Below are 21,993 nucleotides of genomic sequence, written 5' to 3' on the forward strand. Positions count from 1 at the left end.
AGATATACTTCTTCAAAGAATTTATGGTTTTAAAAAATATCATTGTAAATATTTTTCAGAATCTCTTTTGCAACATGAGGCCTATAATGCGAATTTTCGTAATAATTTTTGTAGTCATTAGTAAATTTATTTATTCCAGAAAAATCGTAAATATTTTCATCACCGAATAATTGATTTAAAAATTTCAAATCAATTGAATTTAATTTCAATTGATCATAAAGTGGATTTATAATTATTTTTAGGTTTGTATTATGCTTTTTTGTTATAGTAGCAATATTTGATAGAAGCTCTTTCTGAGGATTAAAAATGCATTGTGGTGAAATTTCTTCGATTTTAGAATTTCTTTTATAAAAAGGTTTCATTCTTTCATGAGTATAGTATTTACCCTCACTAATAAGTTTTTCAAATTTATCAAACCTTAACTCATTTGTTATTGGGTCATAATTTCTTTCTCTATTATCTAATAGGAAACCACTTTTCATATACGATTTAAAGTGATTTGTTATTTTGTAATCAAGAAATGCATATAGAAATTTTGGAGAAGAAAATGCTTTAATAAAAGTGAAATGAAATTTTAATAGGTTCGAATTGTTGACAAGTGGAGGAGATATTATTCTTAGATGACTATCATTAGGTCCAACTTGTGTTAATGTTGAATAATCAAGGACTAAAATTATGTTTTTTAATTTATTGTTAGCTTTATCAATAAACTGAATTTTTTTTTCTAAAGCCCATAATCCCTCACCTGACGCGTCAAAATGAAAACATTTGTCGTTTTCATCAATATATTTTTTCCAATCAGAAATTTGATAAAATATTGATCTAGAATTTCCAAAAATAAAAGAATTATAATTGTAATATTTATTACCTTTTATAAAGGTAGTTGTACTTACATAATCTTTGTTTAATGTAACATTTACTTTCGTTTTTGCATCTAGTAAGACATCATAGTCATAAATGACTTTAAAAGGGTCAAGATAAGTGTATAAAATCAATATACAACAAATAATGATTGCTCCAGGAATTGAAAAACGCAAACAGTTACTTAGAAATTTATCCATGAATTAAAATTGAAAATAAATAAATTGCTGATCATTGCCACTATAAATACAAATTAAAACAATGATGCAATAGTAAAATATATATTTATAAATTCTTCTAACTTTTATAAGTGATTGTCTAGGGCTTTTAGATAACCACTCAGTTAAAAGAAAAAATAGTATTATTAAAGAGAATTTTTTCGGTAAAATATGGTTTCCATTTTCTTCAATAACATAAGGCATCCCAAAATCAGAAAGCGTAAAAATACCTGAAACATACTCAAAAGCAACCCCAATACTCTCCGCCCTAAAAAATACCCAAGCAATCACTACTAAAAAGTAAGTGCTACCCATTTGAAGTAATTCTTTAAAGTTAGGAAGTAAACGGTCTTTTGCAACAATGTCTATATTACTTCTATTTTTATTCGTTAAAAGTAAGGGAAGAAAATAAATGGCATGTAAAGCACCCCAAGCAATAAAGGTCCAGTTGGCACCATGCCAAAAGCCACTCACCAAGAAAATGATAAAGGTATTTCGAACTTTCATCCAAGTGCCACCTCTACTACCACCTAATGGAATATAAAGATAATCTCTGAACCATGTTGAAAGTGAAATGTGCCAACGTCTCCAAAATTCTGCTATATCTCTTGAAAAATATGGGAAAGCAAAGTTTTGCATTAAATCGAAACCAAATAGCCTTGCTGTACCAATTGCAATATCAGAATACCCAGAGAAATCACCATAAATCTGGAAGCTGAAAAATATAGCTCCTAAAAGTAGAGAACTACCGTTATAATCTTCGTGATTATTGAAAACAAGATTGGCATAATAAGCACAGTTATCAGCAATGACTACCTTTTTGAAAAGTCCCCACAGTATTTGACGCATTCCGTCAACAGCAAGAGCATAATCAAAATAGCGTTTCTTTTGAAATTGAGGTAATAGGTGTGTTGCTCTTTCAATAGGTCCTGCAACCAATTGAGGGAAGAAACTCACAAAAGCAAAGAAGTCTACTACATTATGAGTAGGTTCAAGCTTTCTATTATAGACATCAATGGTATAACTTAAGGTTTGAAAAGTATAAAAACTGATGCCAACAGGAAGTACAATATTTAATCGGTCTACTTGAAGAGGTGACCCTAGTAAGGTAAAAGCATCCGCAAAGCTTTCAGCGAAAAAGTTGAAGTATTTAAAAAAGCCTAGAAACCCAAGGTTAATGGCTAAACTTAAATACAAGAGGTATTTTCTTTTTTGTTGATTGGTTACTTTTCCTAGTTGCTTACCGATAGAAAAGTCTACGAAAGAACTAAAAGCAATTAAACTTAAAAATCGCCAATCCCACCAACCATAAAAGATATAGCTGGCAATTAAAAGGAGAATATTTTGTTGCCTAATGTTATCTTTTGTAACAAACCAATACAGTATAAATACGATTGGTAGAAAGATGGCAAACTCAATAGAATTAAAAAGCATGAATGCTAAATCAAAAAGTAAAAGTTTGTTCTAAAAAATCTGATTATAAATCTAGCTTCAAATATACTCAACCAATTTATTTTTTCTTCATTTCACCACGAACTAATCATTAATATTTCCTCACCAATAATAAGTATCCATTTAGACAATTGCCTTCTTACTTTCAGGGTTAGTCCAATTATATACCTTTATGTATCATTTCAATATAAGTGTGTACAATTATTTCTAAAAAATCGTGAGCAAATGCGAAAATGATGGTTTGATAAAAATTGTTCAAAAAAATAACCTCAGAGGAGGTTTTATGAAGTACAATTAGTGTGTTTTTGTTACGGAAGAGTGCCTTTAATAAGGGCTAATATTGAAGAATTTACATTTAGGGCATAATTAACTGGCCTGATGAATTTTTGTGGTCTCAGTAACTGTAAATGATGTACGCTTAATATGTCTGTCTTGAGAAGGAGCGTTATTTGTAATTAAGGTAATGTTTTGTTTTTTCTGGTTTCTAATATGTTGAATTAGAAGCTCAAATAGGAGGTAATCGTTTTTAAAGTGGTACGTTTTTTCTAGTAGAATACGAAGCTTGTAGAAGTAGATGCGGTGTTTGAACATCTTACTTCTTTTAAGGTAATATCTCCAGACAGATTTATCGTCGCTTTGCCATTTAATTCGTCTGCGGTCAGCAAATAAGGTGTAAGGATTTTTTCTTCTGATACTGAAGGCTCTTTTACGTTTTGTAGCTCCGCCAATATACTTCTTTCTTACAAGGTATAACTTTTGGGCATGTGCTGCAGTGTAGCCTTTTTCTTCAATGCCGTTTGATGGTGCTTGTTGTGTTGGAAATTGGTATTTCTTGTAGGGATGTTTTACCAAAAAACGTCCATCTCAATTGAAAAGATGTGGTAGGTGGTTATTCATAAAAACTTTCTGAAATCGATTATATCATCAGTTTACGCTTTTAATTTTGTGTAAGAAATGTAAATTATTGATAGGACGTTTTACTAAAACGTCTCTACATCCTGAAACATTGAATTACTCTTGTCGATTTCACTTTATAAATTTTTGATGCTTTTTTCTTTAATACCGTTTGGTGGTGCTTGTCATGTTGGAAATTGATATTTTCTGTAGGGACTTTTTACCAAAAAACGTCCATCTCAATTGAAAAGATGTAGTAGGAGGGTTATTCATAAAAACCTTTTAAAATCGATTATGCCATCAGTTTACGCTTTCAATTTTGAGTATGAAATGTAACCTATTGATAGGACGTTTTAGTAAAACGTCCCTACATCCTGAAACATTGAATTACTCTAATCGATTTCACTTTATAAATTTTTGACGCTTTTTTCTTTAATACCGTTTGGTGGTACTTTTTGTGCAGGAAATTGATATTTTCTGTAGGGACTTTACCAAAAAACGTCCATCTCAATTGAAAAAATGTAGTAGATGGTTATTCATAAAAACTTTTTGAAATCGATTATTTCATCAGTTCATGTTTTCAATTTTGGGTAAGAAATGTAAACTATTGATAGGACGTTTTACCAAAAAACGTCCATTTCAATTGAAAAGATATAGTAGGTGGTTATTCATAAAAACCTTTTGAAATCGATTATTTCATCAGTTCATGTTTTCAATTTTGTGTAAGAAATGTAAACTATTGATAGGACGTTTTAGTAAAACGTCCCTACATCCTGAAACATTGAATTACTCTAATCGATTTCACTTTATAAATTTTTGACGCTTTTTTCTTTAATACCGTTTGGTGGTACTTTTTGTGCAGGAAATTGATGTTTTATGTAGGGATTTTTTACCAAAAAACGTCCATTTCAATTGAAAAGATATAGTAGGTGGTCATTCATAAAAACCTTTTGAAATCGATGATGTCATCAGTTCATGCTTTTACTTTTGGGAAAGAAATGTAAATTATTGATAGGACGTTTAAGTAAAACGTCCCTACACCTTGAAACATTGAATTACTCTTGCAGTTTCACTTTATAAATTTTTGATGCTTTTTTCTTTAATACTGTTTTATGGTACTTGTTGTGTTTGAAATTGATAATTTCTGTAGGGATGTTTTACCAAAAAACGTCCCTCTCAATTGAAAGGATGTAGTAGATGGTTATTCATAAAAACCTCTGGAAATCGATTATGTCATCAGTTCATGCTTTTACTTTTGGGTGAGAAATGTAAATTATTGACAGGACGTTTTAGTATAACGTCCCTACACCGTGAAACATTGAATTACTCTTGTCAATTTCACTTCATAAATTTTTGACGCTTTTTTCTTCAAGGACTTTTTACCAAAAAACGTCCATCTCAATTGAAAGGATGTAGTAGGGGGTTATTCATAAAAAACTTTTGAAATCAATTATATCATCAGCCCATGGTTTCAACTGTGGGTGACGTTGGTAATTAACGAATAAGTTTCCGAAACTAATTCTAAACTTGTACCTTCATAATCTGAAATTTTGAATACTTAAGAAGGATATATTTTGAATAAAGATAGATTAAATCAGCTTTTTGATTTTTATAAGGAGGATCCTAAGGATGCGTTTGTGATATATGGTTTGGCAACCGAATATGCTTCTGATGAAAATTGGGAGGAGGCATTGAAATACTATGAAATTTTGCTTACTGAGCATGAGGAATATACTGGAACGTATTACCATGCAGCATTTGCGTATGCAGAAAATGGACAAGCTGATTTGGCGGAAGCAACTTATAAAAAAGGGATTGAGGTTTGTGCTCGGGTAAAGGATGCTCATGCGTTAAAAGAGTTGAAAGCTGCGTATATGAATTTCCAAATGGAGGATGACGATGAAGAATGGTAGAATTATTTTTTCGTTAGGTCAGCTAAATAAAAGTATACAGAATCACTTTACTAAAGTAGCTGGTCCGTATTGGATTAAAGCTGAAGTTGCACAACTTACTTATAGTGGAGGACATGCTTACCTTGATTTAGTGGAGAAGAAAAATAATCTGATTATTGCCAAATCAAGGGCGAATATATGGGCTAGTGAGCTTGATATTTTTAAGCACCGTCTAAAGGGTGTTTTTAATGAGGTGGTAAAAGAAGGTTCTAACGTATTAATAGAAGCTGAGGTGGAATTTCATATGGTGTATGGAATGTCTATTCGAATAGTAGATATTGATGCCTCTTATAGTATTGGTGAGCTAGAGCGAATTCGGAAAGAAGCCATTGATAAATTGGTCAAAGAAGGAGCGATGGACTGGCAAAAAGAACTGTCATTGCCTTATGTACCCCAACGGTTAGCGATTGTATCTTCTAAGACTGCTGCTGGTTATGAAGACTTTATCCATCAATTACAAAATAATAAATTCAACTACCATTTTGATTTTAAGTTGTTTAATTCATCTGTGCAAGGAGATAATGCGGTACATTCTTTAGTGAAGCAATTAAAGTTGATTGAATTAACTAGTGAGGAATTTGATGCTGTTGTGATTATTAGAGGGGGTGGAGCGAAGACCGATTTAGGTGCTTTTGATAACTATGAAATTGGAAAGGCAATTGCTGCGTTAAGTTTACCAGTACTTACAGGAATTGGGCACGAAAGAGACCAGACGATAGCAGATATGGTGGCACATCAATCTTTTAAAACACCCACTGCTGTAGGTGCTTTTTTAGTAGAAGCTTTGTTTACTTATGATCAGAATATTACAATTTCTTTTGATACAATAGCAGAGGAAATCATGTACTTAGTAGAAGAGCAGAAGAGAGATTTACGTTATTATACTACGAAAACATTACCAAGTTTTTTAACTATTATCCATCAGCATTCCCATCAGTTAGACAATAAAGCTTATCAATTTAAAAATAGCTTTCGTGGCATCATAAAGAAAGAAACACATCAACTTGAATTAGTAGAAGCTACTTATAAAGGTTTACCCAATCAGTTATTGAAGCAAGATTTTAAGTTACAACAACGATTATCGTCTTTAAAGACTAGTTTTAAGCACTATCTTCAGAAAGAACAACACCAACTAACTATAACTGCATTAAAAGTTGATGCAAAAGACCCAGAGAAAATACTAGAGAAAGGGTACTCTATGACTACAATCAATGATAAATTGATTACTAACCAGAAAATAGAAGAAGGAGATAGTGTAAAAACAATCAGCCAAAAGGTAATTATTGAGAGTATTGTTAAGAAAGTTACAAAAAAAGGCAGAAAAGAATGAATTGGGTTTTAAATTGCGAACCAAAGAAAATTTAGAGAAATAATGCCAAAGAAAGAAGAGCAGTTAACATACGAATCAGCCTTAGAAGAATTGCAAAATATTCAAGAGCAACTCGATAACGAAGAGGTGGCTATTGATGATCTTTCAAAATTAGCACAAAGAGCAAAGTTCCTTGTCAATTGGTGTAGAAATAAGCTGCAAGGTATTGATAAAGAATTATCTGATATTTTTACGGAGGAGGACTAAGTTTTTAATTAAGAATATTTCGGTGAATTCGTTAAAGAATTTCAGCCGTTTAGAATATAACGTAAGTGAAAGAAACATCAAATTTACCTTTATTTATATCCAAGAGATTAAGTCAGCATAGAAACAACTCGTTCACAAAATTGATCTCCAAAATAGCCATTGGCAGTGTTGCCTTGGGAGTAGGAGCTTTAATTTTAGCGTTCTCTATTTTTTATGGATTTAAAGAAGGTATAGAAGAAAAATTATTTCTTCATGTAGGTCATTTAAACGTAGAAAAGTTTACAATGAACCGTAGTAAAGAGGAGCCTCCTGTTAACATAAATAACTCCGTACTTTACCAAAAAAGAGACAGTCTTCCTGATATGAAGAACGTATATACTTACGCACATAAATGGGGGTTGTTGAAATCTAACGAAGAAGTTTCTGGTATCCTTATTAAAGGATTATCTAAAGATTATAAAGTGGAAAGGTGGGCGTCTCAGATGGTTGATGGGAAATTTCCAAGCCTAGAGGTGGCCAAGAATGGTGCTAAAGAGTTGGTGATTAGTAAAACAATGGCCACAAAGATGCATTTAAAAGTAGGTGATGAAATAATCATATACTTTATTCAGCAACCGCCTAAAGCCAGAAAAATGAAAGTTTCTGGGATATACAATACAGGTTTAGAAGATTTTGATGAGCTTGTTGCTTATGGAGATATTAATTTAGTCAGGAGATTAAACAACTGGGGGGATTCTCTTGTTGGTGGTATTGAAATTATGGCGAATGATTTTGATAATATCGATAACACTGTAGAAAAGATAGATGAGGATTATGTAGATGTGCATCTTTTTATGCGTAGTGTAAAAGATAAATATGCCCACTTTTTTGATTGGTTTCAGATGTTGTACAATAACGTTTGGATTTTCTTAATTGTGATTGTTAGTGTTGCTATATTTAATGTAGTTTCTATTATGTTGATACTGATAATGGAACGTACAGCCATGATTGGTACTTTTAAAGCAATGGGGGCATCTAATAATCTTCTTCAAAAAATCTTTATTTATGATGGGGTACGAATGGCATTTAAGGGGATAACGATTGGTAATTTAGTTGGTTTAGGCTTTGGCTTCTTACAAAATCAATTTAAAATTATACCATTAGAGGCTTCTACTTATTATTTGGATTATGTTCCTTTTAGTTTTCATTGGGATGCAATCATTGTTATTAATATCACTGTAATTGTATTAACGTCGCTTAGTTTATTAATACCAACATCTATAGTGTTAGGGATCTCACCAATTAAATCGATTAAATTTAATTAGTGTAAGTAAACGTAAAAAAATGTTTTTGTTTAAGGTATTTCTTGATTTCTCTTTATTGGGAAAATAAATTCATCTACCTTTACAGTGGATGGAAAATCATGAGGTATTCACTCCTCGAAATGCAAACCGATTTTTCATCTTTGAAACCACTTCTTTCCCGGAAGTGGTTTTTTAATTTTTATGCTTCTTCATTTTTTTGATAAATTATTAATTGGTTGCTTTTCATCACCTTGTTTCTTCATTTTTTCCATTGCTGAAAAAACGAAGCAAAAAAAGCTAGGCTCTGAATTCAAAAGCTAAATTTATTTCGTTCCATCGGAGCAATTCAAACTCGCTTTGCTCAAACAGTAAATTACTCTAATCGATTCCACTTTCATAAATTCTTGACGCTTTTGTCTTTAATGCCGTTTGGTGGTAATACGTAGTCATTGATCTTTATTCGTGTTGGAAATTGATATTTTTGTAGGGACGTTTTACCAAAAAACGTCCATCTTGAATGGAATGGTGAAACATATGCCTTATCATATTGTTTTTTATAACAATACAGTGGTAATAAGTTGATTATATTGTAAATTGTCTTCAATTAGATACATTTGTTTATGTATAAGTTAGAAAAGACGGACATTTTTGATAAATGGTTAAGAAAGTTAAAAGATCGACGAGCAAAAGTGAAAATCTTATTTAGGTTACAATTAATAGAAGAGAAGGGTCATTTTGGAGACTGTGAGCCAATCGGTAAAGGTTTAAGTGAGTTGAGAATTCATTATGGGAAAGGGTATCGAATTTACCTTAAGAAGAAGAATGATAAGATTGTTATACTTTTATCTGGAGGTGATAAATCAACCCAAAATAAAGATATTGATAAGGCTATTGATATTTGGCAATCATTAAAATAAACAAATTATGAAAGAGGAAGTATCAAAATTAAATATATCAGAATACCTAGATGATGATGACATGATCGCTGAATATCTAAACATGGTTTTAGAGGAGGGTGATTCAAATGATATCATTACAGCTTTAGGTCATATTTCAAAAGCTATTGGTATGTCAAAGATTGCAGAACAGACTGGTTTAAGTAGAACAAGTCTTTATAAAGCACTTTCAGAAGGAAGTAAACCTCAATTTGAAACAATATTAAAGGTTGTAAGAGCTATTGGTGGGAATTTACATGTAAATACTGCATCTTAATTTTCAATCATAGTTCTTCATTTTCCCATTGCTGAAAAAACGAAGCAAAAAAAGCTAGGCTTTGAATTCAAAAGCTAAATTTTTCTTCAATGCCGTTTGGTGGTGATACGTAGTCATTGATTTTTATTCGTGTTGGAAATTGATGTTTTTGTAGGGACGTTTGACTAAAAAACGTCCATCTTAATTGGAATACTGCATCAATAAATCACATAATATTTGTTTGGAAATCAGTGATATATTATCCGTTAATGGTTTTTAAACGTGAGTGGGAGTTAGATTTTTAATTCGTAATTTTATTTAGGACGTAGCAGTGCTACTTCCCTACATGAGGTGTTTATTTTTTGATAATAAAAAAAACACATCCAATTGCTTGAATGTGTTTCTATATTTTTTATGTGATATTTCTTCTAAAATAAATTAGGGAAACTATCAGGGTCAACTTCTGACATCATAGCATACGCTGTTTCGAAGACGTCGTCTGCATTTGGTTTAGAGAAGTAATCTCCATCTGTAGAGTAGGCAGGGCGGTGAGGCATTGCTGCAATACAAACGGGTTGAGAATCTAAATACTCAAATGCTTGTTGTTTATCAATTACTTGTTGCATAAGGTAGCCCGTTGTGCCACCAGGCATATCTTCATCAGCAAAAATGACACGGTTTGTCTTTTTAATCGACTCCTTGATCATTTCTTTGATATCGAAAGGTAATAATGTTTGTACATCAATTACTTCCATAGAGATACCCACTTTTGCCAATTGTTCTGCAGCTTCCATTACAATTCTACACATAGAACCGTAAGTGACAATTGTAATATCAGTACCTGTACGTATCACCTCAGGAATGCCAAGAGGAGTACAGACTTCTGATAAATTTTCCGGCATTTTTTCTTTTAAGCGATATCCGTTTAGGCACTCAATAATTAATGCAGGTTCATCAGATTTCAGCATTGTATTGTAGAAACCGGCTGCTCTAGTCATGTTTCTTGGTACTAAGAAGTTAATACCACGAAGACTGTTTAAAAGAGCTGCTATAGGAGAGCCAGAATGCCAAACACCTTCTAATCTATGTCCACGAGTACGAATAATTACGGGTGCTTTATGGCCTCCTTTAGTTCTGTACTGTAAACACGCTAAATCATCTGATAAGGTAGTAAGTGCATAGTAGATGTAGTCTAAATATTGAATTTCAATTATTGGACGTAAACCACGTAATGCAGCACCAATACCTTGTCCTAAAATAGTAGTTTCACGAATTCCTGTATCTGTAATTCGCGTTTCTGAATATTTTTCTTGAAGTCCAGCAAATCCTTGGTTCACATCACCAATTTTACCAACATCTTCACCAATTGCAAAAACACGTTGGTCTCTAGCAAAAATTTGATCAAAATTAGATTGCATGATCTCACGACCATCTACCATTGGGCTATTTGGTGTGTATACAGGAGCATTTGGAACAATTTTTAATGCTGCTTCATCACTTTCACTGTATAAATAACTACTGTATCTTTCGTGATTTTCTTCACGTACTTTTTCTAACCAACTCGACATATCACTTTTAACAGGGACATTCGAGAAACGTAATTCTCTTAATGTATGTCTAATTACAGATATCGCGTCTTTTCGTATAGGGTTGATTGTCTTTTTTAACTGCTTAGATAAACGAAGAATTTCGTTGTTTTCAGGAGCTGATTTACATGCACGATTCATTAATTCAACGGCATCATCAAAATCAACTTTCATGCTTTGTTTAAAAGCATCCCAAGCACCTTTTCTTTGTCCTTTTACTTTTTCAAGAGATTCTGCATCTATTACATCAATCTCTTCTTGTGTAGCATAACCTTCTTTAATAACCCACTCTTTCATCTTTTTGACACAATCAAAATCATCTTCCCATTGAAGACGTTCTGCAGATTTGTATCGTTCGTGAGAACCAGAAGTCGAATGCCCTTGAGGTTGTGTAACTTCTTGGACGTGAATTATAGCAGGAGTATGATTTGTTCTAGCTAACTCAACCGCTTTTTTATACGTATTGACCAACGCAGGGTAGTCCCATGCATTAACAGTAAATATTTCTAGACCATTGGTGTTTTTTTCTTTTTGAAACCCCTTTAAGACTTCAGAAACACTATTCTTAGTCATCTGATATTCATTTGGGACAGAAATGCCGTAGCCATCATCCCAAATAGAAGTGATCATAGGAATATTAAGAACACCAGCAGCATTAATTGCTTCAAAGAACATTCCTTCAGCAGAAGAGGCATTACCTATTGTACCGAAGGCCACTTCATTACCATTAATAGAAAAGTTCTTTGCTGCTTCAGAAGCACCTAATTCTTTATTTTCTCTATATAATTTTGATGCATAAGCCAAACCTACCAATCTAGGCATTTGTCCGGCTGTACATGATATATCTGAACTTGAGTTCTTTTGCGCTGTTAGGTTTTTCCAAGAGCCATCGTCGTTTAAACTTCTTGTAGAGAAGTGACCATTCATGCAGCGACCTGCACTAGATGGTTCTGCCTTTACGTCGGTATGAGCGTAGAGTTGAGCGTAAAATTCTTGAATTGATAAACCACCAATAGCAAACATAAACGTTTGATCTCGGTAATATCCAGATCTGAAATCTCCATTTTGAAAGAATTTAGCCATTGCTAATTGAGGAACTTCTTTACCATCGCCAAAAATACCAAATTTGGCTTTTCCCATGAAGACCTCTTTTCTACCAATTAAACTCGCATGCCTACTTTCAATTGCTATTCTTAAGTCGTTAACTACTTCTTCTTTATTGAATATATAATCTGAGATTTGCTTCGTTGTCATCTTTATTTTGGAAGATTCTAGACACAAGGTCTGTAATATTTTTCAAGCAAAATTAAGCAATTTTTATCAGCTTAGAAACCTAAAATAACTAAAGTGTAAATTATACAATAAAAGTCATCGTTATAAAAGAAGTAAAATCACTGTTAAGTGGCTATTTGTCTGCTAGTTATTGATATGTTAATTATTTCTTAATAACTCATCATAACTTTTATATCGGGCTAAAATACTTTGTACGTAGTGTACAGGTTCACTTCCTCTAGCATAGCCAAAGCGAACTACCTCGTCTCTATAATATGTTTTTCTACTTTTTAGAAGTAAGTATTTTTCTACATTACCGTCCCAAATAGTAGGATCGTGCTTGTATTTTTTAGCCAGTCGTTGTGCATCTTGTACATGCCCTTGTCCTGTGTTGTAAGAAGCTAAAATAAACTTTAAACGTTCATCAGGATCTTCAATATGTTTCCAAAAGCCATCAAGCCATTTTAAATATTTTGAACCCGCACGAATGTTTTGCCTAGGATCTCTAGGGTTATGAGCTCCATATTGTTTGGCAGTGGCCGGCATTAATTGCATTAAACCAACAGCACCAACCCATGATTTAGCATGAGGTTCAAATTTTGATTCTTGATAAATTAATGAAGAGAGGAGTAACCAATCCCAATCAATAGCTTTGGCATTTTCCTTAATAATTTCATCGTATTTAGACAATAAACCTCTGTGTTCTACAGAGCTGAAATATTTACTATCAAAACGTTTGTGTTGTGCTCTAACATTCTTAAAATATTTATTGTAGATCACGTAGAAATCAGTCGTATTTTTCATGCTATCTAACCAATGATTGATAGCTTTTTTTAATTCCGGAGATTGTTTACGAGTAGCCCAAGCAATTCTTTGCGGAAAGCTCATTGCAGTTTCATAATCAATGTTACTATAGTACGTACTGTTTACTTTTGCTATATTTTCATCAGCAACAGTGTATGGAATTTCTCCAGTAGATACCTGTCTAATTAATTCTTCGGTAGAAGTATTTTTATCTGCAAAAACAATATTTATATCTTCACCAGTTTCTGTTTCGAGGTTTTTTAGCCTTAAATGGTAAGGTGTATGCTCTCTTACATGTACTTCTTTGTCGGCCAAATCAACTACATTTCTAATGAGCTGAGCATCTGTTTTATGCTTAGGTATCTTTCTCCAATTACTTGGTTTTTTCTGAATTAAAACCTGCTTTACTTGCATTAGAGAAGTAGTGAAATCAATATTCTGTTGTCTATCTTTAGTGATAGCTAATCCATACGCAATTAAATCGCCTGTACCATCTTTTAAGCTTAAACTAAGGCTGTCAATATTTTTAATAACGTGCAGCTTTAATTCTAAATTTAAGTCTTCAGAAAGTTTCTTAAGTAACTCATACTCATAGCCCATAGATTGGCCTTTGTAAATAAAGTAAGAGGTAGAACTGTAAGCTGTAAGCGCTTTTAAATGTCCTCTTTCTTTAATCTCTGGAAGGTCTTTATTACTGAAAACAACAGTGTCTAAAGCTTCGGTTTCAATTACTTCTTTTTCAGTAGTATGCTCGGCATTTTTAGGCGTAGAACACGAGAAAAGAAAAATAAAAAGTATATAAAACAGCGTTATAAATTTTTGCCTGTAATTCATTAAAAGTAATTCGTTAGTTTAAATATCTGTTATAGATATCATATCAAAGATAAAAATATTACAATAATTAAAAAAACTGTTAGTCCATAGTAAACCCAATTACAAGTACATCATCGGTTTGTTGTTCGTCTTTTTTCCATGTAGAAAAAATAGTTTTCAGCATATTTAGTTGAACACTCATTTTAAGATGATGCTGATTGAATAAGGCTTCTTTCAGTTTTTTAGGCATGAATTTTTTCATCTTTGGTCCACCAAATTGATCTTGAAAACCATCGCTATACAAATAAAAAGACATCGAAGAATCATAATCAAACTCGTGCTTTGTAAAGGGATTAGGAGTTTGATCTGGATGGAACATTCCTATAGGTTGCCTGTCGCCTTTTATAAAATTCAATTCATTGTCTTTAATATAAATCAACGGATTTTTAGCTCCTGAAAAAGATACTTTTTTTGTTTCTGTATTGAAAACAGTAAGAGAAAGGTCCATTCCATCTTTATTATTAGTGGTGTCTTGTTTTAACTTTTTTCGAATCATTTTATCAAGTTCATTTAGAATTTGATCTGACTCGAAAATTTGTCTTAAAACAATAATACTATTTAAGGCTTCGGCACCAAGAAGAGACATGAAAGCACCGGGAACTCCATGTCCTGTACAATCTACAGCAGTAATAACGCGGTATTGCTCATGTTTATAAAACCAATAGAAATCGCCAGAAACGACATCTCTAGGCTTGAATAAAATAAACCCATCTTTTACAAGATCAGGAAAACGGTGTAATTGAGGAAGGAAGCAACTCTGAATATTTTTAGCATAATCAATACTTTCAAAAATGGCATGACTCATTTGTTCAATCTGATTATCTTTTGATTTCTCTAATTCAACATAGGCGTCTTCTAACTTTTGATTACTTTCTTTAAGCATATCATTCATTACAAATATTTCTTCAGAGTTTTGTCTCACTTCTTCTTCGGCAGCAATCAACTGACCATTTGTTTCAACTAATTCATCCATTGTTTTTAATTGTTGATCAACAAAAAACTTAGAAAGGAAGAAGAGCATAGAAGAAATCATAGAGAAATTGATCATCAATAAAAGATTGAATATTTGATAATTTCGTAATGATTCTGGCGTAATATGTTCTATCTCGTGATCTATTAAAATTACAATGCCTAAAAGAAGTACAAAAATTACGAGCCAATAGAAAAGTGATTTACCTTTATAAAAAGCGAGGGTGGAGGTTAATGCAAATAAAGACCAGATCATTACAACGCCTGTAGATTTGGAACCTCCTAAAATGATTTGAAAGACAAAAGGAAGAAGAATTGAGAAAAAAGTTTGAAGTGCCTTACAAATGCGTTTATTATCTGTTTTTATCCAGATAGTAAGGTTTATACCACTGAAAATTACATATCCAAAAGGGATAATACTGGGTACAGTTAAACCAAAATATAAGGCTAAAATGCCCCAGGTTAATCCACCAACAGACATTAATACAGAGAACAAGAAAAAGTTTCTATCTGCCTCTCTTCGTGTTTCTTGAACTACAGCATCAATTATTTGTTTTTTAATACTGCCAATAAAAGTAATATTAGGGTTTTCTATGTGTGTTTTAGTTGACATTTATTCTGATGAGGAAATGAATAGCTGCGAGTAATTTTTAAGTGTTATGATAATTAGATTGATAACAATTCCAATATCTTTAGGAATAAACTCCTGTTATTTAATTGTTCTACTAAATTTGTGTAAATATAAAATCAAATTAAAGTAGACATCTATAAATTTTAGTGTATTTAAAACTGCTTTTTGGGTTACATTGTGTTAAATTTTATCACGTAACTTATGGTTGCTTACTTTCTTATTTAATTTCGTATTCTTTTCTGAGAAAATGTATTTTTTATTGATATGTCACAAGAAAAATCTTTAAATACTCCATTACTTGTTATTACAGGGCCAACTGCAAGTGGTAAAACTGGCTTAGCAACACAATTATCTTCAAAAATTAATGGAGAAATTATCAGTGCAGATTCTCGTCAGGTTTTTAAACGAATGGATATTGGTACAGGTAAAGACTTGTTTGATTATGAGGTGGATGGAAAGAAAATACCTTATCATTTAATAGATATCTGTGACCCTGGAGATGATTTTAACTTGTATCTATTTCAGAAAAAATATGCTGAAGCAGTAGATAAGATTTTAAGAAATGAAGCCATTCCCGTTTTATGTGGCGGGACAGGCCTTTATATAGAGGCGGTTACCTTGAAAGGATACGAAGAAGTTTGGATTCCGAGAAACGAAACAATTCGAGAGGAGCTGTATACTCTAGATTTAGATCAGTTACTTGATTTTTATAAGAATTTAGCACCGAACAAATTAGCACAATTAGAGGGGATATCACATAGAGAACGTTCTTTGATTAGAGCCATTGAGATTGAACATTTCCTTAAATATAAACCGCAAACTGAATATCATCCTATCAATTTTAAAGAATTACCTACTTACAATTTTGCACTTTCTATTGATAAAGAAACACGTTGGAATAAGATTGAAAAACGTTTAGATGAACGTTTAAATGAGGGGATGATAGAAGAAGTAGCAGCATTATTAAAAGATATTGACGATAAGAAATTAAGAAGCTATGGCCTTGAATACCGTCATATTACCGAGTATTTATTAGGTGAGTGTTCTTATGATGAAATGCGTACTGTGTTGTTAAAATCAATCCAACAATTTTCAAAACGTCAGATGACTTGGTTTAGAAGAATGGAGAAAAAAACAGCTTTAAATTGGATTCCTGTTGAATGGGAAATGCATAAAAAGATGGATTTTGTTTTAGAAAAAGTAGAAGGACTTAAATTTTAATAATTTTTAATTTGTGTTATCACATCAGTCCATTGGAAATATCACATTTTGAGGGATACTATTAAATAATTATTGATATAAGTAAGTAGAATTTCTATATTAGGCTATTGTAACCTACTTATTATCAGATTTATGCCAATCACTTTTGCTCACCCAAGTGCTATACTACCTTTAATACGTTACCACCATGTATTATCAATTTCCGCTATGGTAATAGGGAGTATGATACCTGATTTTGAGCATTTTTTTATTATGGAACCAAGTGCAAAAGTTGGACATTCACTATTAGGGATTCTCACTTTTGATCTACCAATTGGGATTTTGGTTTATTATATTACTAAGTACCTTTTTAAGCCAATCTTAAATAAGGTTTCACCAATTCGGTTTAAAGTAGATTTTCGTGGGAATAAGTATCCTTTTTGGGCCATTTTAGTATCATTATTAATAGGTATAGGGTCACATTTTTTATTGGATGCAATAACTGGTGAAGAAGGGTATTTTGTAAAAGATTTACCATTCCTTTTTAAGGAAATTCAATTAACGGAGACTATAGAAATGAATGTGCATTTGTTTATATGGTTATTTATTTCATTTTTTGGTTTAGCCCATTTAGTATGGTTAGGTTTAGTTTATTTTGATTTGTCCGCTACTATTCAATCATTTAAAGACTTTTCCTTATGGCCTTTATTTATGTTGGAATTGGTGTGTATAGTGGGGGTGATTGTTACCATTCGAAACCTATTAAGTGAGCGTCCTTATGTTTTATGGGATTGGGGGATATTAATAGGAGGAGCTTTATTCTATGCGTTAGTAATAGTGTGTTTTCGATGGAAACACATGAAAAAAAGCCACTAAAAAAAGGCTTCCTTTACATGAAAAGAAGCCTTTATACAAAAAGAGTAGGTTATTTACTTTGTTGCTAATTTAGCTTTGATAAATAAATCTACATCAGACCATAATTTACTTTTGCCATCAGCACCTTTATGTAAATCATAGCAAATTTTATTTAATGCATTGATTGCATCCATTCCGTTCCAATTTACTACGTCAATTACACCTTTAAGAACAACAACGTTCTTATCAGCTTTAGCAGTTAATTCTACGTCTTTTGTAATACCGTTCATAGTAATTGCGACAAGAGCTTTACCTGCATTTACGCTTTTTACTACACCAGTAATATCAGCTGTATTTGCTAAAGTACCAAAGAAGTATTTTACAATTTTGCCATTTCTACTTTTGTCGTTTGTTTCCACAGAATTTACAGGAATAGAGAACGATAAACCATTTAGGATATCAATTGCGTTCTCTACTTCTGTAGTTTGAGTTTTTACATCAAACTTCTCAAATTTTCCGTTTACACCAACTTTATCAGTTGTTTTGAAAGCGGTAAAAGATACTACAGTAGCTGCAGGATCATAAGAATAATGTGTATGCGAATGAGCTTCTGTAGCTTCTGTTTTAGTTGTAGATGATTTCTCTGTTTTATTAGAAGAAGTTCCACAAGATGCTGCAATAGCAATTAATGCTACCCAGATGACATTATTAAAGATGTTTTTCATTTTTTTGAAATTATATGATTATCGATGAGTTGATTTTTCTAATTTTTAGGTTGCCTATTTCTTAATTTTACGGCTATAACGTTGGAGTTCGATCTCAGCTTCAATTACACTTCCTTTTTTTAATAAGCGTTTAATTCTAGCTTCAACAGGAGACCCACTCATTAATCTTGATTTTATTTCTACAGATATATCCATATCTAAAAAACCAATTTGTTTTCCGTTTAACCGAACGACTTTAATGGCAGCGTCGTCGTATCTATTTAGTTCATCAGGTAAAAGCATAAGAAGATCACCTACTTTGGAATCTTTCAAAATATCTTGTCTGTTTTCACCTGTGTCATCATTTGCGTAACGCGTACCTGCAACACTACAGAGTTGAGTATCTAATTTTGATAAAACTGAAGGATCATCAAATCTACTCATGTACCTATCATAATTGTTTGTTTCTTCCTTTTGTTTTTCAAGTAAGTTGGCTTTTTTCTTTTTACTAGTTTTTGATAGAATAAACAATGTAAGCGCAAATCCTCCAATAACGATTACCCAGAATACTATACTCATGTTGCTTGTTTGATTTAATTTTTTCGAAATTAATAGATTACTATCCTACAAAAAATATTTTGATCAAAATTATAATTAAAATGCTCAAAATGTAATGAACCATCACATATTAATTAGAATACACCGTTAAATTTATTCTAAAAGTAGAAATAGAGGAATTTTAGTTATTACTTTTTCTAGTAAACTATGTATCTTTAAAAGAATAAGTAGGAAGTAGGCTTTAATTACTTCTTACATATTAAATTAACAATAGGTAAAGTCTATTAATTAAAATCAATAAGAACAAAGCTTCATGGACAGTATTCAGGAAATAGCAATTTCAATATTCGGTATATTAGTTTATTGGTTTCTTTCTAATCTTGGCAAAAAAAGCAAGAAAAATAAAGTAAGTGAGCATATAAATAGCGAGACTGTACTACCTCCAAAAAACGATAAGAATTACGATACTTCCTATCAGGATGAACCGGAACAAAATACAGTAACTCAAAAACCTCAATCTTTTACAGATTTATTAAAAATATTAGCAGACCCTTCTAAAATTACGGAGTCACAAAGAGATTTAAATCCTTTAGATAAAGAAAGAACAGAGAAAAGGCTAGGAGAAGAATTAGATCAATATAGTCCTGAAAACGTATCGGGTAGAAACGATTATTACGAAGAGGATGAGGAAGAAGATACGTATGATTGGAACGACGATTATGCTTCTGACGAAAAGAATGTTGATGAACAAGTAAAAGCTAAAAAAGTGAAATCACGAAAATCTAAACCTAAGAAGAAAAAAGTGACTTCATTATTTAGTTCCCCTTCAAGGTTAAAAGATGCTTTTATTATGAATGAAGTATTGAAACGAAAATATGAAGATGAATAACTAATTTTAATAAAAAAAATAAAGTAGCTGTAGTCTTCAGATGTTAAGTATAAGCACCATTTTGAAGTTGACATGAGTCCTAGGACATCTAATTTCAAATACAGATAGTAAAAAAAGGATCTATGAAGTTCAAATTTCATAGATCCTTTTTTTGATCACTATATAATAAATAACCTATGTGGGTTTTTACATTTCTGCTAATTCTTTTGCAAAACTTCCACTTAAAATAGGGAATCTACACCATGTTTTAGGGTCTAAATTTTTGTCATCTAAATGAAAAGAAGGAGCGTATCGTTCTCTTTTCCATTGATTTCTACTCCATAACCTAAAGAACTTAGTAATCCATGCTTTAATACTATCTGATGAAGTTTCAGGGTGTGTAGCTTTTAAAAATTCCAAACACTCTTTTGGCGATTTTTTATCTCTAATGGCTAACTTTTCAATTTCTTCAAGCACATCGTAAGGCATTAAATCACCTTCGTCCGTCTGTTTAGAATCTTTTGGACGAAGCTCTGCAGTTGGTTGCTGATCATTTACATACGACAAAGCAGGTATATTCCATTTATTGTCGACACCATTTGTTTCCATCCATCTTAACCAACTTCTTAAGTAGTTCTTATCAATTCCAGCAATAGGGCTTAAACCACCGCTTGTATCACCATCCATAGTGGCATAACCAACGGCTGCTTCAGATCTATTAGACGTAGATAATAACAACGCACCATTAATATTTGCGAGCATCCATACCGAAGGGGCACGTACTCTTGCTTGTATATTTTGTAATGTAATATCGTCTTGTTCCCAGGTTAACTTTCTTTCTATTGATGTCTCAATGGCGTTGACATACCCTTTAAACATAGGGTTTACATCTACATTGAAAAATTTTGCACCAACAGCTTCAGCTAAAAATTTTGCGGCATTAAAGGTAACATCTCCACTATTTTCTGTAGGCTGGTACGCCGTAGTGAGTACCTGATGACAAACTTCTTTTGTAGTAGTACAAGGTGTTAATGCAGTAAAGTAATTTAGTTTAGCTTTAAAATTCTCTAACCCTAAATCTTCACTACCCATTTCAATCATTAAATGGATTAAAGTAACAATTGCAGAAGAATCTGCTCCACCACTTAAAGAGACAACAAAACCTTTAGAATAGCTTTTTCGCATATAATCAAAAAGACCCAACGCAACGGCTCTCCCAAATTCTTCTTCTTTTATAAATTGAGAATGTTCCCAACTTGCTTCAACAGGAGAATGTTTTTCAGGGATTGTTCTAGGAATATCAAAACTTGAATGAATGACTTCTATCTGTGCTACTCCAATATTTGATGTATGGCTTTGAATTTGTGCCAAACGAGCAATATCAATATCTAATGTAGCCGTAGTTACTTTACAGTTTTTGAAAGAAAAACGCTTACTTATGGCAAGTAATTTTCCTGAAAGAGCAATCATAACACCTCCATCATAAATAGCCCTGCCAGATTCGTTTCCTAGTAAATTAGCGTAAATGTAACCTACTCCAAAAGCACGAGAGCCTTCTAATACAAAACGCTTACGTACATCAAGCTTATCAAATGCAAAATGACTTGCGCTAGGGTTTAAAATTATATCAACTCCTTTTTTATATAAAGATCTTCCCGGCCTATTGGCAACCCATGCATCTTCACAGATTTCAAAACCAATTCTTACACCTTTAACATCAAATAATAAATCTCCAAAAGGGAAGGAGTTACTATTCAATTTATCATTTACCTCATCAGAGAAAGAAATGGAAGATACTTCACCTTCTTCCCAAGGTGTAAACCATCTTGGTTCGTAATGGATGCCATTTCCTGCTAGATGTTTTTTAGCTACAAAGCCAAGTATTTTACCATTAGCAATTAAAGCAACTGTATTATATAATTTATTTTGATGTCTTAATGGAAGTCCAACCGAGACAACAATACCCTTTGTTTCTGGTAGTAAATTACCTAATAATTCTAAGGCTTGTTCTTCTGTATTAGGGGCATAAAAGGCATCTTCGCAACCATAGCCAGTTAAGCATAACTCTGGAAGACATAAAATGCTTACTTTATCTTTTTTGGCCGTTTGAATTGCCGTTAATATATTTTGATAGTTGTTGTACCAATCTAAAGGAGTTTGATTTAACTCGGCACCCGCAACTTTTATAAGATTCATCATAAAATATTTTATGTTTTTATCAATCACTACTTGATAAGTAATCTACA

The 21,993-nt window shown here is 32.3% G+C and carries 18 protein-coding genes; 9 read left to right on the forward strand and 9 right to left on the reverse strand.

The genetic code is table 11. From position 1 onward, the window contains the following. Nucleotides 1–29 precede the first annotated feature (29 nt). The 3 genes from EI427_RS06635 to EI427_RS06645 all read right to left on the reverse strand — a co-directional run bounded on the left by EI427_RS06635 (nt 30) and on the right by EI427_RS06645 (nt 3,383). Nucleotides 30–1,061 carry a hypothetical protein gene (locus tag EI427_RS06635; protein ID WP_126612936.1) on the reverse strand — a complete coding sequence of 344 codons (1,032 nt, stop codon included), beginning with the start codon at nt 1,059–1,061 and terminating at the stop codon, nt 30–32. 3 nt (nt 1,062–1,064) lie between these two features. Next, nucleotides 1,065–2,513, reverse strand: a complete 1,449-nt coding sequence (locus EI427_RS06640; RefSeq protein ID WP_126612938.1) for an MBOAT family O-acyltransferase — start codon at nt 2,511–2,513, stop codon at nt 1,065–1,067. A 384-nt stretch (nt 2,514–2,897) separates the two neighbouring features. Next, the gene (locus EI427_RS06645) at nt 2,898–3,383 is read right to left on the reverse strand and encodes a hypothetical protein (protein WP_126612940.1); all 486 of its coding nucleotides are present in this window, start codon (nt 3,381–3,383) and stop codon (nt 2,898–2,900) included. 1,691 nt (nt 3,384–5,074) lie between these two features. Between EI427_RS06645 and EI427_RS06650 the strand changes: the two genes are divergently transcribed. From EI427_RS06650 to EI427_RS06675, 6 genes are all read left to right on the forward strand, one after another. Then, nucleotides 5,075–5,338: a tetratricopeptide repeat protein gene (locus EI427_RS06650; protein ID WP_240655359.1), complete on the forward strand. Its 264-nt coding sequence runs from the start codon at nt 5,075–5,077 to the stop codon at nt 5,336–5,338. Next, nucleotides 5,319–6,707 carry an exodeoxyribonuclease VII large subunit gene (gene xseA, locus EI427_RS06655; RefSeq protein ID WP_126612944.1) on the forward strand — a complete coding sequence of 463 codons (1,389 nt, stop codon included), beginning with the start codon at nt 5,319–5,321 and terminating at the stop codon, nt 6,705–6,707. The genes EI427_RS06650 and xseA overlap by 20 nt, the downstream gene beginning before the upstream one ends. 42 nt (nt 6,708–6,749) lie before the next feature. Further along, nucleotides 6,750–6,953, forward strand: coding sequence for an exodeoxyribonuclease VII small subunit (xseB, locus tag EI427_RS06660; RefSeq protein WP_126612946.1), 204 nt, complete (start codon nt 6,750–6,752; stop codon nt 6,951–6,953). Between the two features lie 140 nt (nt 6,954–7,093). Beyond that, on the forward strand, nt 7,094–8,257 hold the full coding sequence (locus EI427_RS06665) for an ABC transporter permease (protein WP_170178413.1): 1,164 nt from the start codon (nt 7,094–7,096) through the stop codon (nt 8,255–8,257). A gap of 599 nt (nt 8,258–8,856) precedes the next feature. Then, on the forward strand, nt 8,857–9,153 hold the full coding sequence (locus EI427_RS06670; RefSeq protein WP_126612950.1) for a type II toxin-antitoxin system RelE/ParE family toxin: 297 nt from the start codon (nt 8,857–8,859) through the stop codon (nt 9,151–9,153). Between the two features lie 7 nt (nt 9,154–9,160). Beyond that, on the forward strand, nt 9,161–9,448 hold the full coding sequence (locus tag EI427_RS06675; protein ID WP_126612952.1) for an addiction module antidote protein: 288 nt from the start codon (nt 9,161–9,163) through the stop codon (nt 9,446–9,448). A 407-nt stretch (nt 9,449–9,855) separates the two neighbouring features. Here the strand turns inward: EI427_RS06675 and EI427_RS06680 are convergent, their stop codons facing one another. From EI427_RS06680 to EI427_RS06690, 3 genes are all read right to left on the reverse strand, one after another. After that, nucleotides 9,856–12,267 carry an alpha-ketoacid dehydrogenase subunit alpha/beta gene (locus tag EI427_RS06680; protein WP_126612954.1) on the reverse strand — a complete coding sequence of 804 codons (2,412 nt, stop codon included), beginning with the start codon at nt 12,265–12,267 and terminating at the stop codon, nt 9,856–9,858. 177 nt (nt 12,268–12,444) lie between these two features. Continuing rightward, nucleotides 12,445–13,923: an MltF family protein gene (locus EI427_RS06685; RefSeq protein WP_126612956.1), complete on the reverse strand. Its 1,479-nt coding sequence runs from the start codon at nt 13,921–13,923 to the stop codon at nt 12,445–12,447. 79 nt (nt 13,924–14,002) lie between these two features. Continuing rightward, nucleotides 14,003–15,544, reverse strand: coding sequence for a PP2C family protein-serine/threonine phosphatase (locus tag EI427_RS06690; RefSeq protein ID WP_126612958.1), 1,542 nt, complete (start codon nt 15,542–15,544; stop codon nt 14,003–14,005). A 282-nt stretch (nt 15,545–15,826) separates the two neighbouring features. On the opposite strand from EI427_RS06690, the gene miaA reads away from it, so the two are divergent. Continuing rightward, nucleotides 15,827–16,783, forward strand: coding sequence for a tRNA (adenosine(37)-N6)-dimethylallyltransferase MiaA (gene miaA, locus EI427_RS06695; RefSeq protein WP_126612960.1), 957 nt, complete (start codon nt 15,827–15,829; stop codon nt 16,781–16,783). 132 nt (nt 16,784–16,915) lie between these two features. Further along, nucleotides 16,916–17,638: a DUF4184 family protein gene (locus EI427_RS06700; protein WP_126612962.1), complete on the forward strand. Its 723-nt coding sequence runs from the start codon at nt 16,916–16,918 to the stop codon at nt 17,636–17,638. A gap of 53 nt (nt 17,639–17,691) precedes the next feature. On the opposite strand, the gene EI427_RS06705 is transcribed toward EI427_RS06700, so the two are convergent. Together EI427_RS06705 and EI427_RS06710 are read right to left on the reverse strand one after the other, a co-directional pair. Further along, nucleotides 17,692–18,342 carry a YceI family protein gene (locus tag EI427_RS06705; protein ID WP_126612964.1) on the reverse strand — a complete coding sequence of 217 codons (651 nt, stop codon included), beginning with the start codon at nt 18,340–18,342 and terminating at the stop codon, nt 17,692–17,694. Between the two features lie 54 nt (nt 18,343–18,396). After that, a complete protein-coding gene (locus EI427_RS06710; RefSeq protein ID WP_126612966.1) occupies nt 18,397–18,900 on the reverse strand; it encodes an HIRAN domain-containing protein in 504 nt (167 codons plus the stop codon). 292 nt (nt 18,901–19,192) lie between these two features. Here EI427_RS06710 and EI427_RS06715 point away from each other — a divergent pair, with 292 nt between their 5' ends. Beyond that, on the forward strand, nt 19,193–19,768 hold the full coding sequence (locus tag EI427_RS06715) for a hypothetical protein (RefSeq protein WP_126612968.1): 576 nt from the start codon (nt 19,193–19,195) through the stop codon (nt 19,766–19,768). Between the two features lie 186 nt (nt 19,769–19,954). Here the strand turns inward: EI427_RS06715 and nadE are convergent, their stop codons facing one another. Further along, nucleotides 19,955–21,943 carry an NAD(+) synthase gene (gene nadE / locus EI427_RS06720; RefSeq protein WP_126612970.1) on the reverse strand — a complete coding sequence of 663 codons (1,989 nt, stop codon included), beginning with the start codon at nt 21,941–21,943 and terminating at the stop codon, nt 19,955–19,957. Nucleotides 21,944–21,993 lie beyond the last annotated feature (50 nt).

This window comes from Flammeovirga pectinis (assembly GCF_003970675.1).
Classification (GTDB): Bacteria; Bacteroidota; Bacteroidia; order Cytophagales; family Flammeovirgaceae; genus Flammeovirga; species Flammeovirga pectinis.